Source organism: Microcoleus sp. A6-C6, assembly GCF_036705955.1.
Taxonomy (GTDB): Bacteria; Cyanobacteriota; Cyanobacteriia; order Cyanobacteriales; family Microcoleaceae; genus Microcoleus.
Window position 1 is genome coordinate 291,456 of sequence record NZ_JAUBVR010000001.1, and the last position, 16,909, is coordinate 308,364.

A 16,909-nucleotide genomic window follows, 5' to 3' on the forward strand; every position below is an offset into this window, starting at 1 on the left:
GATTGACTGTTGACTGTTGACTACTGACTAATGACTACTGACTAATGACTAACTACTAATTGTCGGCGATCGATTACGCATTTTGTTTAAGAATGCAATAAGTTTTCTGGCAAAACTATCAGAGTAGTGCCTTTCCGTCCCACAACAATTACGTTTTGGTTGGGGGGGATGGCGGTAGAAGTGTCTTCGCAACGAGCTTGCCAAGAATTCCCCTCATAAATCACTCGACCCGATTCTCCTGATGGAATTTCTGTTAAAGTTTTTGCTTCCTGAGAATCTGCGATCGCCCTTACCTTACCTTTTGGTATCAACCGCCGGGACAGCAGCACAAAAACTGTCGAAAATACCATCCACAGGAATATTTGTAAATTAACGTAAGGTAGAACTAAAGAGCATCCAGCTACGGCGAAGGCGCTCAGTCCCATCATAAAAGCGACAAAAGCAGTCGGGAGAAATAACTCTGCCAAACAGAGCAAAGTCCCAGCTAGCAGCCAAAGGAGCGTGGGAGTCCAGATCATAAAAAGGAATAGTGATACTATTTAGATTCTTAGATTTGAAATTTGAGATTTCAGAATTGCCAACAACAGACTCTGCAAGGATTTGCGACTTGCCAGCCCTCAGGAGCGATTGTTCACATCGCGGTACCAGGTTGAGGCTTCCATTGTACTCAAAGTCAGAGTTTAGTAACTTAGATTACAAATCTAAGCCGATCGAGACTGGCAGCAACTACAATTTCTAGGGCCCCAAAGGCAGTTAAGAAATTGATAGGGGCTAAAATCAGTTTATTCTCAAGTTCGTGAATTCGAGCCTGGGAATCATATATCTTCAGAATGTTTTTACACAAACTATTTCGATATGATCAGTAGTTTCTCACAACCCATTTATTGCGCGAATCTGAGCTGTCCCGATCCCGGCAATACCTTTGGCCGCCAGCAGTGTGCAGCTTGCGAAACCAATTTAATTTATCGATATTTGTGGGCGGTTGGCCCAGCAGTCGAGGAAGTGCCCGCTGGTAGGGTAATCGCCGATCGATATTTGGTCATTGCACCCCAAATCTGGCTCGACAGCCGTCCATCTCTCACTCCAAGCGTTCCAGAACAACTGCCGGATACCATTATGCCTTACCTGCATTTGTATCCCCAACGGCTGCATACGCCCGAAGTATACGGTTTTTGTGACCTGGGGGAAGCAGCGGAAGCGACAGAAGTGCTGTTGTTGGAAAATGTGCCAGTCAATAATTTCGGTAGCCTGTATCCTTCTATTCTACAAGCTTGGTCTCAGACAAGTGCCACGCGCCAAGTTTACTGGCTGTGGCAAATGCTCCAACTGTGGGAGCCCCTGTCGGAACAAGGAGTCGCTGCGAGTTTGCTGGTACCGGAAAATTTGCGGGTGGAAGGTTGGCGGGTTCGTCTGCTGGAACTACATCGGGGTAATTTTGTACCGACGCTGAAGGATTTGGGAGATGTGTGGTCGGGTTTGGTGGAATCAGCCCAGCCCGATATACAGTCGAAACTCGGCGAGATTTGTCTGTTTATGCGCCGCCGCAGCATGAATTTAGATGCGATCGCCCTGGAACTCAACGATTTACTATTAGAACAAGCTGCTAAATTGCCTCTGCATTTAGAAGTAGTCGGCATCACCGATACCGGGCCACAGCGCTCCCAAAATGAAGATAGTTGCTATCCAACTGCTGCTGATTTTCAATCCCTCAAAAGTGCCGGAAACGACAAACTAATTCCTTACTTGACAATGGTTTGCGACGGGGTTGGAGGCCACGAAGGAGGAGAAGTTGCCAGTCAATTAGCCGTGCAGTCACTGAAAGCTTTAATCCAAAATTTGCTCTCCGAAATCGCCGAACAAGAAGAGTTGATGGCACCAGTAATGGTCATCAAGCAACTCGAAGAAATAGTGAAAGTTGTCAATAACGTGATTTCCGCTCAAAATAACGAGCAGGGAAAAGAGTTGCGTCAGCGCATGGGCACCACTTTGGTGATGGCCCTCCAATTGCCTCAAAAAGTGAAAGTTTCCGAGGATGTACCGTCGAATAACAGTCACGAACTTTATTTGGTAAATGTTGGAGACAGCCGCGCCTATTGGATTGGCAAAAATTACTGTCAGCGGCTGACTGTCGATGACGATGTAGCGTCCAGGGAAGTGCACCTAGGACACAGTTTATCCTGGGAGACTCAATTGCGATCGGACGCAGGAGCCCTGACTCAAGCTTTGGGCACGCGCGACGGCGATTTTCTGCGCCCGACGATTCAGCGATTTATTGTCGAAGAAGAAGGCTTGCTGCTGCTGTGTTCCGACGGTTTGAGCGATAACGACTGGGTAGAGCAATCTTGGCAGAATTACGGCCCAGAGGTACTTGAGGGCAAAATGTCCTTGGAAGCCGCTGCTGAGTCTTGGATTCGCCTCGCCAACGAGAAAAACGGTTACGACAACACCTCTGTAGTGATGACTTACTGTCGGATGTCGCCGGAGAGACTGGTACTGTTCGATACGGCGTCGTCGCTACCAGCATCACAGTCGATACCCGACAGTAAGTCACCGTCGGTGTCGCTACCGATGTCACCCTCAGTATCAGGCTCGGTATCCCTCCAAAAGACAGGGAGAATGCCAGAATCTCAGCTTTCTGAATCGTCCAAACAGTTGCTTTACCCCGAAACAGCCCCCGCCCCGGAACCAGTTCAAAAACAGAAACCCAACCGTTTGGGGCCACTGCTGGGACTGTTGGCGCTGATGCTAGCCTTCGCGGGTTTAGGTTTGTGGGTGCGCAGCCTCCAAAACCCTCAGCCTGATCCCGAACAACTGCCGCCACCCCCGGAAACTACCGCCCCAACTCCTGCGGATATTCCCTCCCCCGGTGCGGATATTCCCTCCCCCGGTGCCGAGAGTCCCTCGCCTTCGGCAGAATCGAGTCCTGCGGAGATTCCCGCGCCGCCCCCAGAATCGAGTCCTGCGGAGATTCCCTCGCCAGGGGCGGAGATTCCGTCACCCTCACCGCAGTAAGGGAGAGCGAATTCAGCAGGACGTTTCAAAAAATGCAGATACTTTCCGGCGGCACGGCGACTCGAACGCTATCACCGACTTTGTGCCGCTGTAAGTCATCTCTGTGCAAGTTTTGTCTGCGAAGGGCGATCGAGCTTTTAGCAGTCAAGCGCACCGTATAGCGCGTATCAGTGCCAAGATAAATCGCCTCTTCTACTGTTCCTGGCCAGCCATTTTCAGCATCATAATTAGCCGGATAAATAGCAGCTTTTTCCGGCCGCAACACCAGGGTAACAACTTTCCCAGCCGGCAAATCTTCTGCTGTCGTAACTAACACAGGCAACTCCTGGTCAACCAACACTACTACTTGACCCTGTTGCCTTTCTACTACTCGCCCGGTCAAAAAATTGCTATCCCCAATAAAATCAGCAACAAACCGCGTTTTCGGATATTCATAAATATCAACAGGCGTCCCAACTTGTTGCAGTTTTCCTCCCTCCATCACTGCAATTCTGTCCGACATGGTGAGCGCTTCTTCCTGATCGTGAGTTACATAAATAAACGTAATTCCCAATAATCGCTGCATTTTTTTTAATTCTAATTGCATCTCTTTACGCAATTTTAAATCCAGTGCTCCCAGAGGTTCATCCAACAGCAAAACAGAAGGCTCTTTAACCAACGCCCTCGCCAACGCTACTCGCTGCTGCTGTCCCCCTGACAGTTGGCGGGGATAGCGTTTTTCTACATCTGTTAACTGTACTAATGCTAAAGCTCCCGCCACGCGATCGCGAATTTTTGGCTGAGGTAAATTTTCCATTTCCAACCCAAATGCAGCATTTTGTGCTACAGTCATGTGCGGAAATAAAGCATAATTTTGAAACACCGTATTCACAGGGCGGTGAAATGGCGGGCGATTTTGCATTGGTTGGCCGTGGATATAAATTTCGCCCGCTGTGGGCATTTCAAAACCCGCGATCATTCGCAAAGTTGTAGTTTTGCCGCAGCCGGAAGGGCCCAGCAAAGAAAAGAATTCGCGATCTTTAATTTGCAGGTTGAGATTGTCTACAGCCAAGAAATCTTGACTGCGGGCACTTTTAAATATTTTGGAAATGTCTAAAATTTCGACGGCGTGCATTATTATCTATCCTGGTAGGGTGCGGATTGCGCACCAACTAATCTTGTAGGGTGCGCATTGCGCACCGGTTGACTAAGTTTCAGTTTCAACTTATTGTAGGGTGCGGAGCGGGCTGAATGTGACGACCAGCTACTCAATAATTTCCTCTCTGACGCACCCCTAAAGCAAGCCTTGGTTACAAATTCAATCGGTGCGCAGTGCACACCCTACAAACTACTAATCAGCATTTAAATTGCTGACCAATAAATAATCAAACTGTTGTGGGGCGGGCTTCGACGCCGGCCCAAATCGGCAATTTAAATGTGAAATCGCTTACTTTCCTGCCCCTGCTTTAACTTCCGTCGAAGCTCGATCGTACAATGCAGTTGCTTTCCCGACATCCTGCAAGAATTTCAGTTTGCCCAACACCTCAGCCGGCGGGTAAATTTGAGGATTATTCAAATCTTTTGGGTCAATTAAACCTTTGTCTATTGCTGCTTTATTCGGCGAACCATAGTGGGTGAAATTGGAAATTGTAGCACCTACTTCTGGCTGCAAAATGAAGTTAATAAATTTCTCAGCTAACTCTTTGTGCGGTGCACCTTTGGGAATTGCCATGTTATCAGAAAAAACAATTGTTCCTTCTTTGGGAATAGCATAGCGGAGATTTGGATTGTCTTTCATCACCTGAAAAATATCGCCGCTCCATTCCATTGTCAAGTTTACTTCTCCTTGATCGAGCAGAGTTTGACCAGTGTCGGGGACAAAAGCGGTAATCATATTTTTATTTTTAATCAGCAAGTCGCGGGCTTTGTTGATTTCTTCGGGATTAGTTGTATTTGGATCAAATCCTAAATACATTAAAACCGCTGCAAAAGTATATCTGGCATCATCTTGCCATGCTATTTTCCCCGTATATTTAGCATCGAACATCGCCCCCCAACTGTTAATCTCGCCCTTGGTTACTTTTACGTTGTAGCCAATTCCCATTGTTCCCCACTGATAAGGCAATGAATATTTATTGCCAGGGTCAAATGTTTGGTTCATCCATCTCGAATCCAGATTTGTTGTGTTAGGAATTTTCTGGGAATCTAACGGCTCAAGTATATTGTCGGCTGCCATGATTTTCACCATGTAATCGGCGGGAAATATTACATCGTAACCGGGATTTCCCTGTTTGAGTTTGGCGTAGAGTGCGTCGCTGTTCTCGAAAGTGTCGTATTGAATTTTAACGTTGTTATCTTTCTCGAATTGGGCGATCGTTTCTGGAGCGATATAACTTGCATAATTGTAAATGCTGAGGACTTGCTGCTGGTTGCCGCCTGTGCGGCTACAGCCGAAAACCACCGTTGCACTGATCACAAACAAAAGTAAGAAAGTCAGGAGGCGTTTCATGGGTTTTGTTAGTTGTAGGCGAAATTAATTATGACACACAAAGCAAGTTTTTTAGCTTTTTTGAACTCTTAGCGACGATACAACCAGCAATAAAGAAGCTAGCAGCATCAAAGTTGAGATGGCATTAATTGCTGGTGTTACTGCAAATTTTATCATGCCGTAAACCAATAGTGGCAGCGTCATGGAACCAACGCCTGTGGTAAAAAATGTCACGACAAAATCATCGAGAGACAGGGTAAAAGCCAGCAGTGCAGCGCTGAAAATTGCGGGCCAAATTAGAGGAAAAGTGATGCGCCAAAAAGTCCGCCATTCGTTAGCGCCCAAGTCAAAGGCTGCTTGTTCTAATTGAGGATCGAGTTCCGCCAAACGTGCCCTGACAGTAATCGTCACAAATGAAATATTAAAGACAATGTGACCGATAATTACTGTAGGTAAGCCGAGATTGAGGTGAATTCCTGTGAGATTTTCTACGATCCGAAATACTAGGGTGAAGAAAACTAGCAGCGAAATGCCGATCGTAATTTCGGGCATAATAATCGGCAAAAACAGTAAAGCTTCTACGGCTTTTCGTCCCAGAAAATGAAAGCGTTCCAGCGCTAGCGCGAGCATGGTACCGAAAATTGTCGCTAAAGCCGTCGAAATCGCTGCAATTAGCAAGCTATTGCTAAGTGCTGGCAAAATTCCGGCGCTGCTGCTGGTAGCAAGAGTCGCACCTGCATTGCTAAACAAGCTGCCGTACCAATCGAGGGTAAAACCGCGCCAAACTGCGTTAAATTTGGAAGCGTTGAAGGAGTAAATGATTAAGATGAGAATTGGCAAGTAGAGAAAGGCAAATGCTAGTGCAGCTTGTACCCAAAGCCACTTTTTGCCGATCGCCCGCACGAGCAAATCTAGTTTTGTTTTAGTCATTAGTCATTGAGCATTGGGCATTGGGCATTGGGCATTGGGCATTGGGCATTGGGCATTTTATCTTAAATGTACGGTGCGCGATGCACACCATTTATGAACTTTCATCAGAGACGCGGAAGTAAACCAAAACAGGAATCAATATGATTACTGTTAACAACATAGAAAGGGCGGAACCAAAAGGCCAGTCGCGGGCTTTCATAAACTGATTTTGAATCAAGTTTCCCACCATAATTGTTTTAGAGCCGCCCAATATATCAGGTGTGATGAAAGCTCCAACTGCGGGAACAAAAACCAAAATTGAGCCTGCAACAATGCCGCGAGTTGTCAATGGTAAAAATACGCGCCAGAATGTTCTAATATCATTTGCGCCTAAATCTTGAGCGGCTTCTACTAATGAAAAGTTGAAGCGTTCTATGCTAGAATATAAAGGTAGAACCATAAAAGGTAAATAGCCGTAAATTAGACCGATCGCCACAGCGAAAGGCGTAAACAGCAAATTTAACGGTTCGTTAATCAGATGCAGGCTTTGCAAGGCTGTGTTAACTACTCCTTCGCTACGCAGCAGAATTATCCAGGCGTAGGTTCTCACTAAAAAGTTAGTCCAAAATGGAATAATTACCAGCAAAAGCAAGGCGTTTCGCCAGCGGGGAGGACGGGTGGCGATGAAGAATGCTAGGGGATAGCCAACTAACAAACAAGCCGCAGTTGTCAAAAAAGCTAAAAAGAGCGATCGCCCAATTACCCCCAAAAAAAGTCCGCTGAACAAACGCTGGTAGTTGCTGAGAGTAAATACCCAAGTAACACCGCCATAAGTACCGCGTTCTAAGAAACTGTACAAAAGTACAATTAGCACTGGCAAAATGAAGAAAATTATCAGCCATGCGGTGGCGGGGAATAATAGCAGCAACAGGTTAGTCTGCTGGCGGTTTTTAATACTCATTATTCACTCAATGGAAATTTAGCACATAATCCAACACATTTTATATCAAATCCGCATTTTCTCAATTATCTCATGATTAATCAAGAATCAAGAGGTACGCAATGTCAGCAGATACCTTGACTTTCTATAGCAGTGCGTACCCTACAATGACTAAAAACTATCGCCAATAAGGCCGGCCCTTCCAAAAAATTCCCACCGTAACTCCGATTAGTGCAGCTTCCGATAAACTGGCTAAAAAAGGAGGTATGGGCAGGAATGACTTTAATACCAAACCTAAAAACACGCACAAAACTAAAACCCACAAATTAGTCCGGTTGAGCAAAAAATGCTGCTGCCAATACTCCAAAAAGTACACTGCTAAAGCTCCCATTCCCACTGCTGTAACAAAAGGTATCAATATTCCGAGGGAGGAACCGTATAGAAGTGTCAGGATGTTGCGGATTACCCGTGATTGCGTGAAACCCCATGCTAAAAATAGCTCCAGTCCAATCACAATTGAGTTGACGAGGGCGGCAATTTGCAGCATTTCTCGCCAAGGTAAAATTTTTAAACGGCGCAGAAAGTTACTCACGATCGGCAAATTTGGTAGGTTCCTTTGATTTTATAACAGTTTTGCGCTGGCGATCGACATCTTGCTCGTCTTTAGGTAAAGTAAAATGAACATACAGGGCAGTCTCTTGACAAATTTAACCAGAGCATCTGCCTGCTAATGGAACCCTGAAAGGAAAAAAGTTATGGTGGAGAACACTGTCGATTGTGCTGTAGCTTGCGTCAACGGCTGCGTTTTGGGCGACAAGTGCCCGAAGCGGGAATACGCAGCGGCAACGTCAAACTTTATTGAAAATACTTCTCTCGACCAAATGCTAGAAATGGCAGAGGAAGCGCTGAGAAAGAAACGGAGGGAACCACCCAAATGGATAACCCCTGATTTCCCCGAATAGAATTAGTGCTCCTTTGAAAAAGCATCGCCCTTGTGAAAGGGTGATGTTTTTTGTATTCCCAATGAAAGAGCCGAGCCAAATCAAGCTATTTCTTGGGATAGAAGCTAACAGCTTAAATAGCAGTTATTATTATAATTAATGAGGAAAATTTAATAACTCAAACATCTGCCACACTGTTCTCTATCGAGAAGCGGCGAGGTAAAGAGAGGATATTCCTCCTGATTTGCATTACTTTCGCTCTGACTGGTAACGAGCAAAACGAGCAAAAATCAATAGTTATTTAATTGTCATTCCTTGATTACAGCTATTGGCAGTTAATTACAATTCAGCTAAAGCCAATAGCAAAATCCCGAAGTATTGAATAGATTTAAAAAAACTCAGGAGAAAACATCATGGCACAGCAAAATAAACGAGCTGAAAATTTAGCAGAAGAGCGCGATAATTCCAGCAATTTGCCTCAAGAAATTACCGAATCTTACGGCACTGGCATTATCGTTGAACCGGGATTGAACCAATACGAAATCACAACCTTGAACGACAGCAGTTCGGAATACGGTTCAACCAGTTCCCAAATCAGCGGCGACGATGGCGAGGTTGCTGCGGCGGAACAAGAAAGGGCCACGGGCGAGAAATTAGTGGGGGGAAGCGCTCCAAATCCCGACCAAGATATGGTTGATGAACTCGGAGCTGCGGCGGGTATAGAAATGGCCGATGGAGCTATTTTGCACACAGCAGATATGCTCAATCACCGAGATGAAGATAGGTGGGAATTAGACCCTAGTTCTGCGGAAGATTATCAGGAACAGCCGGATTTATAGGTTTATTTGTTACAGTTTTGGAATATTTTTTTAGTCTTAATTTGACACCAATAATTAACGGCCTCCAATTTGGGAACCGGAGGTCGCCATTTCTCTAACTTTTTGTCGAATTGGCAGCTCGATCGCAAATTCGGTTCCTTGGCCTGGTGTCGAACAACATTGCAAACTGCCGCCGTGCTTTTCTGTGACTATGTGCCAGCTAATTGACAAGCCGATTCCCGTACCTTTGCCGATCGGCTTTGTGGTAAAAAACGGGTCAAAAATACGATCGCACAAATCCTCGCTGATTCCCGCCCCGCTGTCATAAATTCTAATAATTGCCGTGTTGGAGTTGCTGACTTTCGTACAAATCCGAATCAGGTAGGGATTTGCTTTAATTTCCTCGACAGTTTTTTCACTGCATGATTCTTCGATCGCATCGATCGCATTAGCTAAAATATTCATAAATACCTGATTGATCTCCCCGCCGCAACACTCTACATTTTTCAAATCAGGATCGTATTCCTTAATCACCTCAATCGCGGGACGATTCGCCTTAAATTTCAGCCGATTGTGCAAAATCATCAGCGTGCTATCAATACCTTCATGAATATCAATCGGCTGCATTTCCCCCCCCTCTTGCCGCGAAAAAGACCGCAGAGACAGAATTATCTCGCGAATGCGATCGCCCCCTACCTGCATCGAGTTTAGCATTTTCCTTAAATCTTCCTGGATGAATTCTAGCTCCACCGCTTCTGCTGTTGATGTTATTTCCGGTGCCGGATCGGGATAGTGCTGTTGGTAAAGATCTAGCACCTTGAGAATATCTTCAGCATAATCGCGAACGTAATTGAGATTACCGCAGATAAAATTCACCGGATTGTTAATTTCGTGAGCAATCCCCGCCACCATTTGCCCCAAAGCCGACATTTTTTCGCTTTGAATTAACAGGGATTGAGCTTGCTTGAGCTTGTCCAGGGACTTCTGCAAATTCTCCTGTGTTTGCTGCCTCTGGTTCACCTCTTCCTTGAGTAGGTCGTTAGTTTGAGAAAGTTCCACAGTGCGCGATTCTACCCGTTTTTCCAACTCAGCAGCCAATTGTTCTAGGTTAATTTGAGCTTGTTTGCGATCGACAATTTCCTGTTCCATTCGGACATTTTGCTGCTGAAGTTTTTGAGTCAGCTTGCAGACGCTCAAATGCGCTTTAACGCGAGCTAAAACTTCTTCATTTTGAATCGGCTTAGTAACGTAATCAACAGCCCCCAAACTAAATCCCTTCACCTTATCTTTCGTCTCATTCAGCGCCGTCATAAAAATCACTGGAATATCTTTTGTCAAATCGCCAGCCTTCAAACGCCGGCAAGTTTCAAACCCATCAATTCCCGGTGGCATTAACACGTCCAACAAAATCAAATCTGGCAGTGAGTATTCAGCTTTTTTGATAGCGCTCTCTCCCGTCCGCGCCACCAACACTTTAAACCCCGATTCCGTCAAAAACTCAAACAGCACTGCCAAATTATTCGGGTTATCATCAACGATCAAAATTGCGCTTTCTTCCCAAGGTAATATGCTCATATTTTTACTGATTCCTGTATTGTTCTACAAATTCTAATATTTTCACTTCTTCAAAACCTTTAACTAATTGATTGAGATGGTTGGCGAAAAAGACATATTTAACATCAAGTTTTACCAATTTTTCTGCTTGTTTTTGAATACCTCCTAAGTCACCCATCATGGCTAAGTCAAAGAGTAAAGCGATTTCATCGGCGGGAGGAGCGATGATTTCTTGATGCTGAATTTGAGATTGATTGTGAAAAACTTCAGATTCCGCATTCGGGTATTGCAACTCCTCACAAATCCATTCTAAGCCCAAATGAACTTGCAAGCAATTTAAAAGTTCCTCAGCCCGGATCGGCTTGGGAATAAAAGCATTGCATCCCGCTGCTACACTTTCCTGCTTTTCTGCTTCCATAATACTAGCAGAAGTGCCGATGGCTACCACATTTTGCAGTTGGGGCAACTTGCGAATTTGTCGCATCGCTTCAAATCCGTCCATCACCGGCATCACCAAATCAATCAAAATACAATCCGGTTGAAATTCTAGAGCTTTATTCACACAATCTTGACCGTTTGTTGCCTCAATTATTTCAAAACCCAACGGTTCCAGCAGGTGAATTAAAACTGAGCGATTTTCCCACAGATCGTCCGCCACCAAAATTTTCTTATTAGTACCCTTGAAACCCTTAATATTTTGGGGGTAATACTTTTTATTTTGATCGGGGCTGTCAACTGCTAGCAACTCTAACTCAAAGGAGAAAATGCTACCTCTACCTAAAGTGCTTTCTACTTTCAATTCACCGCCCATAATCTCAACTAATTGGTGACTAATCGCCAATCCCAAGCCTGTTCCCTCAGTATGGCGGGGACTATTACCTACCTGTTCAAAAGGTGCAAATATCTTTGGCAATTCATCAGCAGCAATCCCAATTCCCGTATCTTCTACTTGAAACCGAATCTTCACGTTTGTACTAAGGACTTCAGTTCCGGTTCCATCCCTTACACAATCCACTGCGGAAACCTTAAAAGTAACCCCACCGCTTTCAGTAAACTTAACAGCATTACCAATTAAATTAATCAAAATTTGGCGCAACTTCTTTTCATCAGCAGAGATAGCAGCGGGAAGAGGCGAAAGATATTCGCAATTTAAAGCTATGTTTTTTTGACCTGCTCGAATGCTACAAATTGCAGTTATGCCTTGAAGAAAATCGGGGAAATTAAACTCTGTTGGCACGAGTTCCATTTTTCTAGCTTCGATTTTAGAAAGGTCTAAAATATCCTCTATCAAAGCTAGCAAGTGTTCGCCACAGCGGTGAATAACGCCAATTCCCTCCTGTTGTTGCGCTGATAAATGTTTGTCGCGCTTAAAGATTTGAGCGTAACCTAAAATGCCGTTGAGGGGCGTTCGCAATTCGTGGCTCATGTTAGCTAAAAATTCGCTTTTGGCGCGGCTGGCATCTTGGGCGGTGGCTTCGGCTTTTTGACGTTCTTTAATTTCTTCGGAAAGCAGCGAGTTTTTTTCGTGTAATTCTTGGGTGCGTTCTTTAACTTTTGCTTCTAGGGTAAGGTTGTATTCTGCTAGTTGTTGGTTGGCCGTTGCTAAGTTTGTGTAAAGGCGGGCATTTTCCAGGGCGATCGCAGCTTGGGAAGAAAGCAGCTTCAAAACTTCCAAGCGATCGGGAGTAAAAGCGCCGGCGATTAAATTGTTTTCTAAATAAAGGATGGCTGTTAATTTGCCTTGATAGACGATCGCCACGCATAACACCGATTTCGGCTGGTGTTCGATAATGTAGGGGTCGCTGTTGAAAATTGCCTCGCTGCAGGCATCGTGGAGGACAATATCTTCGAGAGTGCGATCGACAAAATTGATTAGCGATCGCGGATACGCACCATCCAAGCCCGCGCCCGATAACACTCGCACCTCGCCATCCACTTCTCCCGCAGCTTCAATGACAAATTCACCATTTTTGGGCGCGATCAGATACCCTGTTTGAGCCCCGGCATTTTCCAGCAAAATCCGCATCATTTTTGCCAGCAAAGCATCGAGGATAATTTCACCGGAGATGGCAAGAGATGCTTTCATAACTGTTGCGAAATCTAAAGCTTTGTTACTGCCGATAACGGTTGCAAAAGTTGCAGTTACAGTCTGGTTACTAATTGTTAAACTTTCACTTTCCGGCATCTGTACAATTAACTGCGGATATCGTTCCTCCAAATCAGCAACCTTAGCATTCGCACCCCAGCGGATATAACCGTAGTAAGCATCCGTCATGTAAACCTTAGCAACTTTCTCCCGGCCCGCCAACAGGTAGAACTCCGCAGCTAATTCATTCGCCAAAGCTTCTTCCTGAATGTATCCCTGTTCGCTGGAATGTTGAATTGCGCGATCGTAATAATCGATCGCCCGGTCTTTTTCTCCCAACACCCGCGCTTTCTCAGCCTCGACTAACTCATATTTATGCTGGTAATTCATCGGTGCGTGGTGCGCCCAGTTCTGCATTTTTTCCTGGTTTTCTTCTACTTGGCGCAAGTGTTTTTCTTGTTCTGCACTGTCAGCCGTTGGATACACAGCAAGCAGTGCTAGCGAATAGTAAAAATTGTGCGTACCGATCATCATGAAGCCAATTACTGCTGGTGCATATTCTGCCGCCAAAGATGCGTCAGCAACGGCTTTTTCTGGACTTTTAAATAAGTAATTAAGCAGCAGTTTAGCCAAATAAAACTTAAAAAGTGCCATTTTGTTATTAGTTCTTTGCAGCCTAGGCAACATTTCTTTTCTACTGAAATTTTCACCTATCAAGCGACAATTATTTTCTGGTTTATTTCGCAAATTTAAAATTAGTTGACCCGAAATCTCCAGAAACTCTTTTGCAACTTCTTGTTTTAAATTTTGGACTAAATTAAAGTGATTGGCTTGTTTTTCTGCTACATTGTCTAATGGTTCTCCAATCAAAAATAAACACCAAGAAATGCTGTTCGTACAATAAGAAGTATATTCTAAATCTCCTGTTGCTAGACCGCTTTGTACCGCCTCGGTCAAAGGTGCGATTGTCTCCCTGGCGTGGTCTTTCCAGTGTCGCACAAAAGTGTTAAACATATTATAAACTTTGCATTTCAGTTCTTTAGCATTGAATTGCTCTAATAACTTCAAACCTAGTTGTCCAGAATGATATCCACTGTCTATCTCTCCCAATGCGCCAGCCAGCAACAAGCCATACCAACTATATGCGATCGCCCCAAGTGCTGAATGACCCCGTTTAATCGAAAAATCCACCATTGTGAAGATTATCTGTGACAAGAGTTCTGGTTTGGCGACAAAAACAGGAGAAATAACAGCCGAAAGTATCCGCATTGTGGCCAACTGATAGCTATCAGTCATTACCGGAACATTTTCTAGTTCCTCAAGCTGAGGTAATTTAATCCCAGTCAGACCCGTTGGGGGGATTTTTGACAGGGAAACCCCCAATATTTCCAAAGCTTTTAAACCAGTATCAAGGGCTTCAATCATCTGGTTTTGAGACATATAAGACTGGATTTGGAGTTCGTAAACCTTAACTTGGTCGAGCCGGTTTGTCGCGTGTTGCAACACGATATCTGCTAATTCTTGCGATCGCCCAAAGTTAGTATTGAGATATTCAGCCTCCGCTGCTTCTACGTGCAGGTTCAGCGTCAAGTCATAATCCGTCTGCCAATTTGAGTCTCCTGCGCTAACGGAGGATTGAGGGGAGTCGATCAGTTCCAAACCGAGATTCAAATATTTAACAGCAGCTTCGTAAGCATTGGATGCTTTAGCTTTTTTGCCAGCAATCAGATTCAGTTTTGCCAGTTCATATTTTTCTGCTTTTTCGGCGATAAATTCAACACCGAAATTCAGTTGATTGACAATATCAAAGACATTTTCTTCAATCTCCGAAGCGGGAGTATTATTGAGCAGCAGTTGACCGATTTTGACGTGCGTTGCTTGTTTCTCGCCATCGGGAATCAAAGAATAAGCTGCTTGCTGCACTCTGTCGTGCAAAAACTTGTAGCCAACCTTAACATCTTGCAGCCCCGACAGCCCCGTTTCCGAACCCTCAAAAACCAGCGGAATTTTGTAATCGTTGCTCAGCGGCAAAATTAGCCCTGCCTGAAGAGCATCCCAGAGACTTAATGCTGTTTCTTTTTGAGATTTTTCGCTGACAATTGCCAGGACTTCTAAATTAAACCGGTTGCCAATACAGGCCGCTAATTTTAAGGCTGACTGTGCTGCGGCGGACAACTTCCGAATATTTCGAGCGATTAACTCTACGACGTTGCAGTCAGTAATCCCAATGGCTTGGATGTGTCCGAGATCCCACTGCCACGTACCCGATGGAAAATCGTAAACTAACAGATTTTCTTGATAAAGAGTTCTGATTAACTGATTTAAAAAGAATGGATTTCCTTGGGTTTTGTTAAAAAGTAGCTCTGCTAAAAGTTGGATTTTTTCGGAAATTTCGCTTTCTAAAGTTTCGGAAATTAATTGCTGTACGTGACTCAAATCTAAGGGATTAAGAACAATATTGCTGACTATTTCGGGAAGTTCTGCCCCAGATTTTTGAATATTTTCGATGGTTTGAATCAGCGGATGGGTGGCGCTAACTTCGTTATCTCGATAGGCTCCAATTAGCAGCAAATATTTGCTTTCTGAATCCGTCACTAGCAGTTCAATGAATTTCAGCGAGGCGGAATCTGCCCACTGTAAATCGTCGAGAAAAACAACTAGCGGGTGTTCCTGCGCGGTAAACACGCTAATGAATTGTTTAAACACCCGATTAAATCGGTTTTGCGATTCTGTCGGCCCCAATTGCGGGACTTCCGGCTGTTTCCCGATAATTAGTTCGACTTCGGGAATCACGTCTGTGACAACTTTGCCGTTGCTTCCCAAAGCAGCTAGCAATTTTTGTTTCCAAGTCTGGATAGATGGTGCACTTTCTGTTAGCAATTGCCGAATCAATGATTGGAATGCTTGAATCAAAGAAGCGTAGGGAATGTTGCGCTTGAATTGGTCAAATTTACCGGAAATGAAATAGCCGCGCTGCTGAACTATGGGTTTTTGAACTTCATTTACTAAGCAGGATTTGCCGATACCGGAATAACCGGAAACCAGGATCATTTCGACTCCTGGATGGGAATCTATATTGTTTTCGACACCGCTAATTCGGTTAAATGCTGCCAACAAAGCGGCGACTTCAGCTTCTCTACCGTAGAGTTTTTGGGGGATGAGGAGTTGACCGGCGCGATCGGCATTTCCGGCAGTAAAATCAGATATATTGCCAGTAGCTTGTAGTTGCGCCAGACAAGTTTCGAGGTCAAACCTCAGCCCGTCAGCGCTTTGGTACCTATCTTCCGCCATCTTCGCCAACAGCTTCATCACGATGGCAGAGATTGCTTCGGGGATTTCCGGCTTCAAACTGCGAGGATTGGGGGGGATTTTAGCGATGTGACAGTGAACTAATTCTAAAGGGTCGATCGCGCTAAACGGCAATTCACCAGTCAGCATCTCGTAAAAAGTGACACCCAACGAATAAAAATCGCTGCGGTAATCAATTGCCCGATTCATTCTACCAGTTTGTTCCGGCGAAATATAAGCTAACGTACCTTCGAGCAAATTGGGATAGCTGGGCGTTGCGTTTTCTCGAACCAAGCCGGAGGAGATGCTGAAGTCAGTAATTTTGACCTGATAGGTTTCGGGATGGATAATAATATTGTGCGGTTTAATATCTTTGTGAATTATTTGGTTTTGATGGATTTTACCCAAACTTTTTGCTAGTCCAACGGCAATTTCGAGAAAGTGTTTCAAGTCAAGTTTGGTGGAAATTAAAAAATTAGATAAAGCCAAGCCTCCAAAGTCTTCTAATGTCAGCGCCACACCATTGTGATTAGTTTCTAAACTGTAGCAGTTGACAATTCCTTCGATGTTTTTTAGATTAGTTCGGATTTTATATTCATGTCTCAAGCGGGTAATTTCTTCCAGAGTTGGATACTCGCTGTTCAGGGTTTTGACAATGACTGGCAAATTGTGTTTTTGCCAGATTCCCCGATAAATCACAGTATTGACACCAGAGTAAATTTTTTCGGTGATTTGATAGCCTGTTAGTAAAATCATAGTTTAATAAATGTGAAGTTAAATGGCTTGCAGCCAATTTGCAGGAGTTGTGCTATTGACGAAAGTTAATTAGTTGTGTTAGAGGGGTGATGAGTAGGGTTGGCTGACAAAACTTGCGAGACATACTTAAGCTTACTC

The 16,909-nt window shown here is 44.5% G+C and carries 11 protein-coding genes; 3 read left to right on the forward strand and 8 right to left on the reverse strand.

Annotated elements, in window-relative coordinates:
- Positions 1-86 precede the first annotated feature (86 nt).
- Positions 87-518, reverse strand: coding sequence for an NfeD family protein (locus tag QUB52_RS01295; RefSeq protein WP_265237983.1), 432 nt, complete (start codon positions 516-518; stop codon positions 87-89).
- Between the two features lie 337 nt (positions 519-855).
- On the opposite strand from QUB52_RS01295, the gene QUB52_RS01300 reads away from it, so the two are divergent.
- On the forward strand, positions 856-3,012 hold the full coding sequence (locus QUB52_RS01300; RefSeq protein WP_332972071.1) for a protein phosphatase 2C domain-containing protein: 2,157 nt from the start codon (positions 856-858) through the stop codon (positions 3,010-3,012).
- Positions 3,013-3,037: 25 nt separating this feature from the next.
- Here QUB52_RS01300 and QUB52_RS01305 read toward each other — a convergent pair whose 3' ends face one another.
- The 5 genes from QUB52_RS01305 to QUB52_RS01325 form a co-directional block, all read right to left on the reverse strand.
- On the reverse strand, positions 3,038-4,126 hold the full coding sequence (locus QUB52_RS01305; protein WP_332972070.1) for an ABC transporter ATP-binding protein: 1,089 nt from the start codon (positions 4,124-4,126) through the stop codon (positions 3,038-3,040).
- A 312-nt stretch (positions 4,127-4,438) separates the two neighbouring features.
- Positions 4,439-5,500, reverse strand: coding sequence for an ABC transporter substrate-binding protein (locus QUB52_RS01310; protein ID WP_265237988.1), 1,062 nt, complete (start codon positions 5,498-5,500; stop codon positions 4,439-4,441).
- Between the two features lie 51 nt (positions 5,501-5,551).
- On the reverse strand, positions 5,552-6,409 hold the full coding sequence (locus QUB52_RS01315) for an ABC transporter permease (RefSeq protein ID WP_265237989.1): 858 nt from the start codon (positions 6,407-6,409) through the stop codon (positions 5,552-5,554).
- Positions 6,410-6,500: 91 nt separating this feature from the next.
- The gene (locus QUB52_RS01320; protein WP_265237990.1) at positions 6,501-7,349 is read right to left on the reverse strand and encodes an ABC transporter permease; all 849 of its coding nucleotides are present in this window, start codon (positions 7,347-7,349) and stop codon (positions 6,501-6,503) included.
- A gap of 157 nt (positions 7,350-7,506) precedes the next feature.
- Entirely contained in the window at positions 7,507-7,920 is a 414-nt protein-coding gene (locus QUB52_RS01325; RefSeq protein ID WP_332972069.1) for a peptide chain release factor 1, read from the reverse strand.
- A gap of 163 nt (positions 7,921-8,083) precedes the next feature.
- On the opposite strand from QUB52_RS01325, the gene QUB52_RS01330 reads away from it, so the two are divergent.
- Positions 8,084-8,290, forward strand: coding sequence for a hypothetical protein (locus QUB52_RS01330; RefSeq protein ID WP_332972068.1), 207 nt, complete (start codon positions 8,084-8,086; stop codon positions 8,288-8,290).
- Between the two features lie 392 nt (positions 8,291-8,682).
- Complete coding sequence (locus QUB52_RS01335; RefSeq protein WP_332972067.1) at positions 8,683-9,108, forward strand: DUF6335 family protein; 426 nt, start codon at positions 8,683-8,685, stop codon at positions 9,106-9,108.
- A 54-nt stretch (positions 9,109-9,162) separates the two neighbouring features.
- Here QUB52_RS01335 and QUB52_RS01340 read toward each other — a convergent pair whose 3' ends face one another.
- Together QUB52_RS01340 and QUB52_RS01345 are read right to left on the reverse strand one after the other, a co-directional pair.
- A complete protein-coding gene (locus QUB52_RS01340) occupies positions 9,163-10,662 on the reverse strand; it encodes a hybrid sensor histidine kinase/response regulator (RefSeq protein WP_332972064.1) in 1,500 nt (499 codons plus the stop codon).
- A gap of 4 nt (positions 10,663-10,666) precedes the next feature.
- Positions 10,667-16,771, reverse strand: coding sequence for a hybrid sensor histidine kinase/response regulator (locus QUB52_RS01345; protein WP_332972063.1), 6,105 nt, complete (start codon positions 16,769-16,771; stop codon positions 10,667-10,669).
- Between the last annotated feature and the right edge of the window lie 138 nt (positions 16,772-16,909).

Coding starts and splice junctions, on each gene's coding strand:
- QUB52_RS01300 (WP_332972071.1), top strand. CDS start 856: ATGATCAGTAGTTTCTCACAACCCATTTATTGCGCGAATCTGAGCTGT.
- QUB52_RS01305 (WP_332972070.1), bottom strand. CDS start 4,126: ATGCACGCCGTCGAAATTTTAGACATTTCCAAAATATTTAAAAGTGCC.
- QUB52_RS01320 (WP_265237990.1), bottom strand. CDS start 7,349: ATGAGTATTAAAAACCGCCAGCAGACTAACCTGTTGCTGCTATTATTC.
- QUB52_RS01315 (WP_265237989.1), bottom strand. CDS start 6,409: ATGACTAAAACAAAACTAGATTTGCTCGTGCGGGCGATCGGCAAAAAG.
- QUB52_RS01310 (WP_265237988.1), bottom strand. CDS start 5,500: ATGAAACGCCTCCTGACTTTCTTACTTTTGTTTGTGATCAGTGCAACG.
- QUB52_RS01335 (WP_332972067.1), top strand. CDS start 8,683: ATGGCACAGCAAAATAAACGAGCTGAAAATTTAGCAGAAGAGCGCGAT.
- QUB52_RS01295 (WP_265237983.1), bottom strand. CDS start 518: ATGATCTGGACTCCCACGCTCCTTTGGCTGCTAGCTGGGACTTTGCTC.
- QUB52_RS01330 (WP_332972068.1), top strand. CDS start 8,084: ATGGTGGAGAACACTGTCGATTGTGCTGTAGCTTGCGTCAACGGCTGC.
- QUB52_RS01345 (WP_332972063.1), bottom strand. CDS start 16,771: ATGATTTTACTAACAGGCTATCAAATCACCGAAAAAATTTACTCTGGT.
- QUB52_RS01340 (WP_332972064.1), bottom strand. CDS start 10,662: ATGAGCATATTACCTTGGGAAGAAAGCGCAATTTTGATCGTTGATGAT.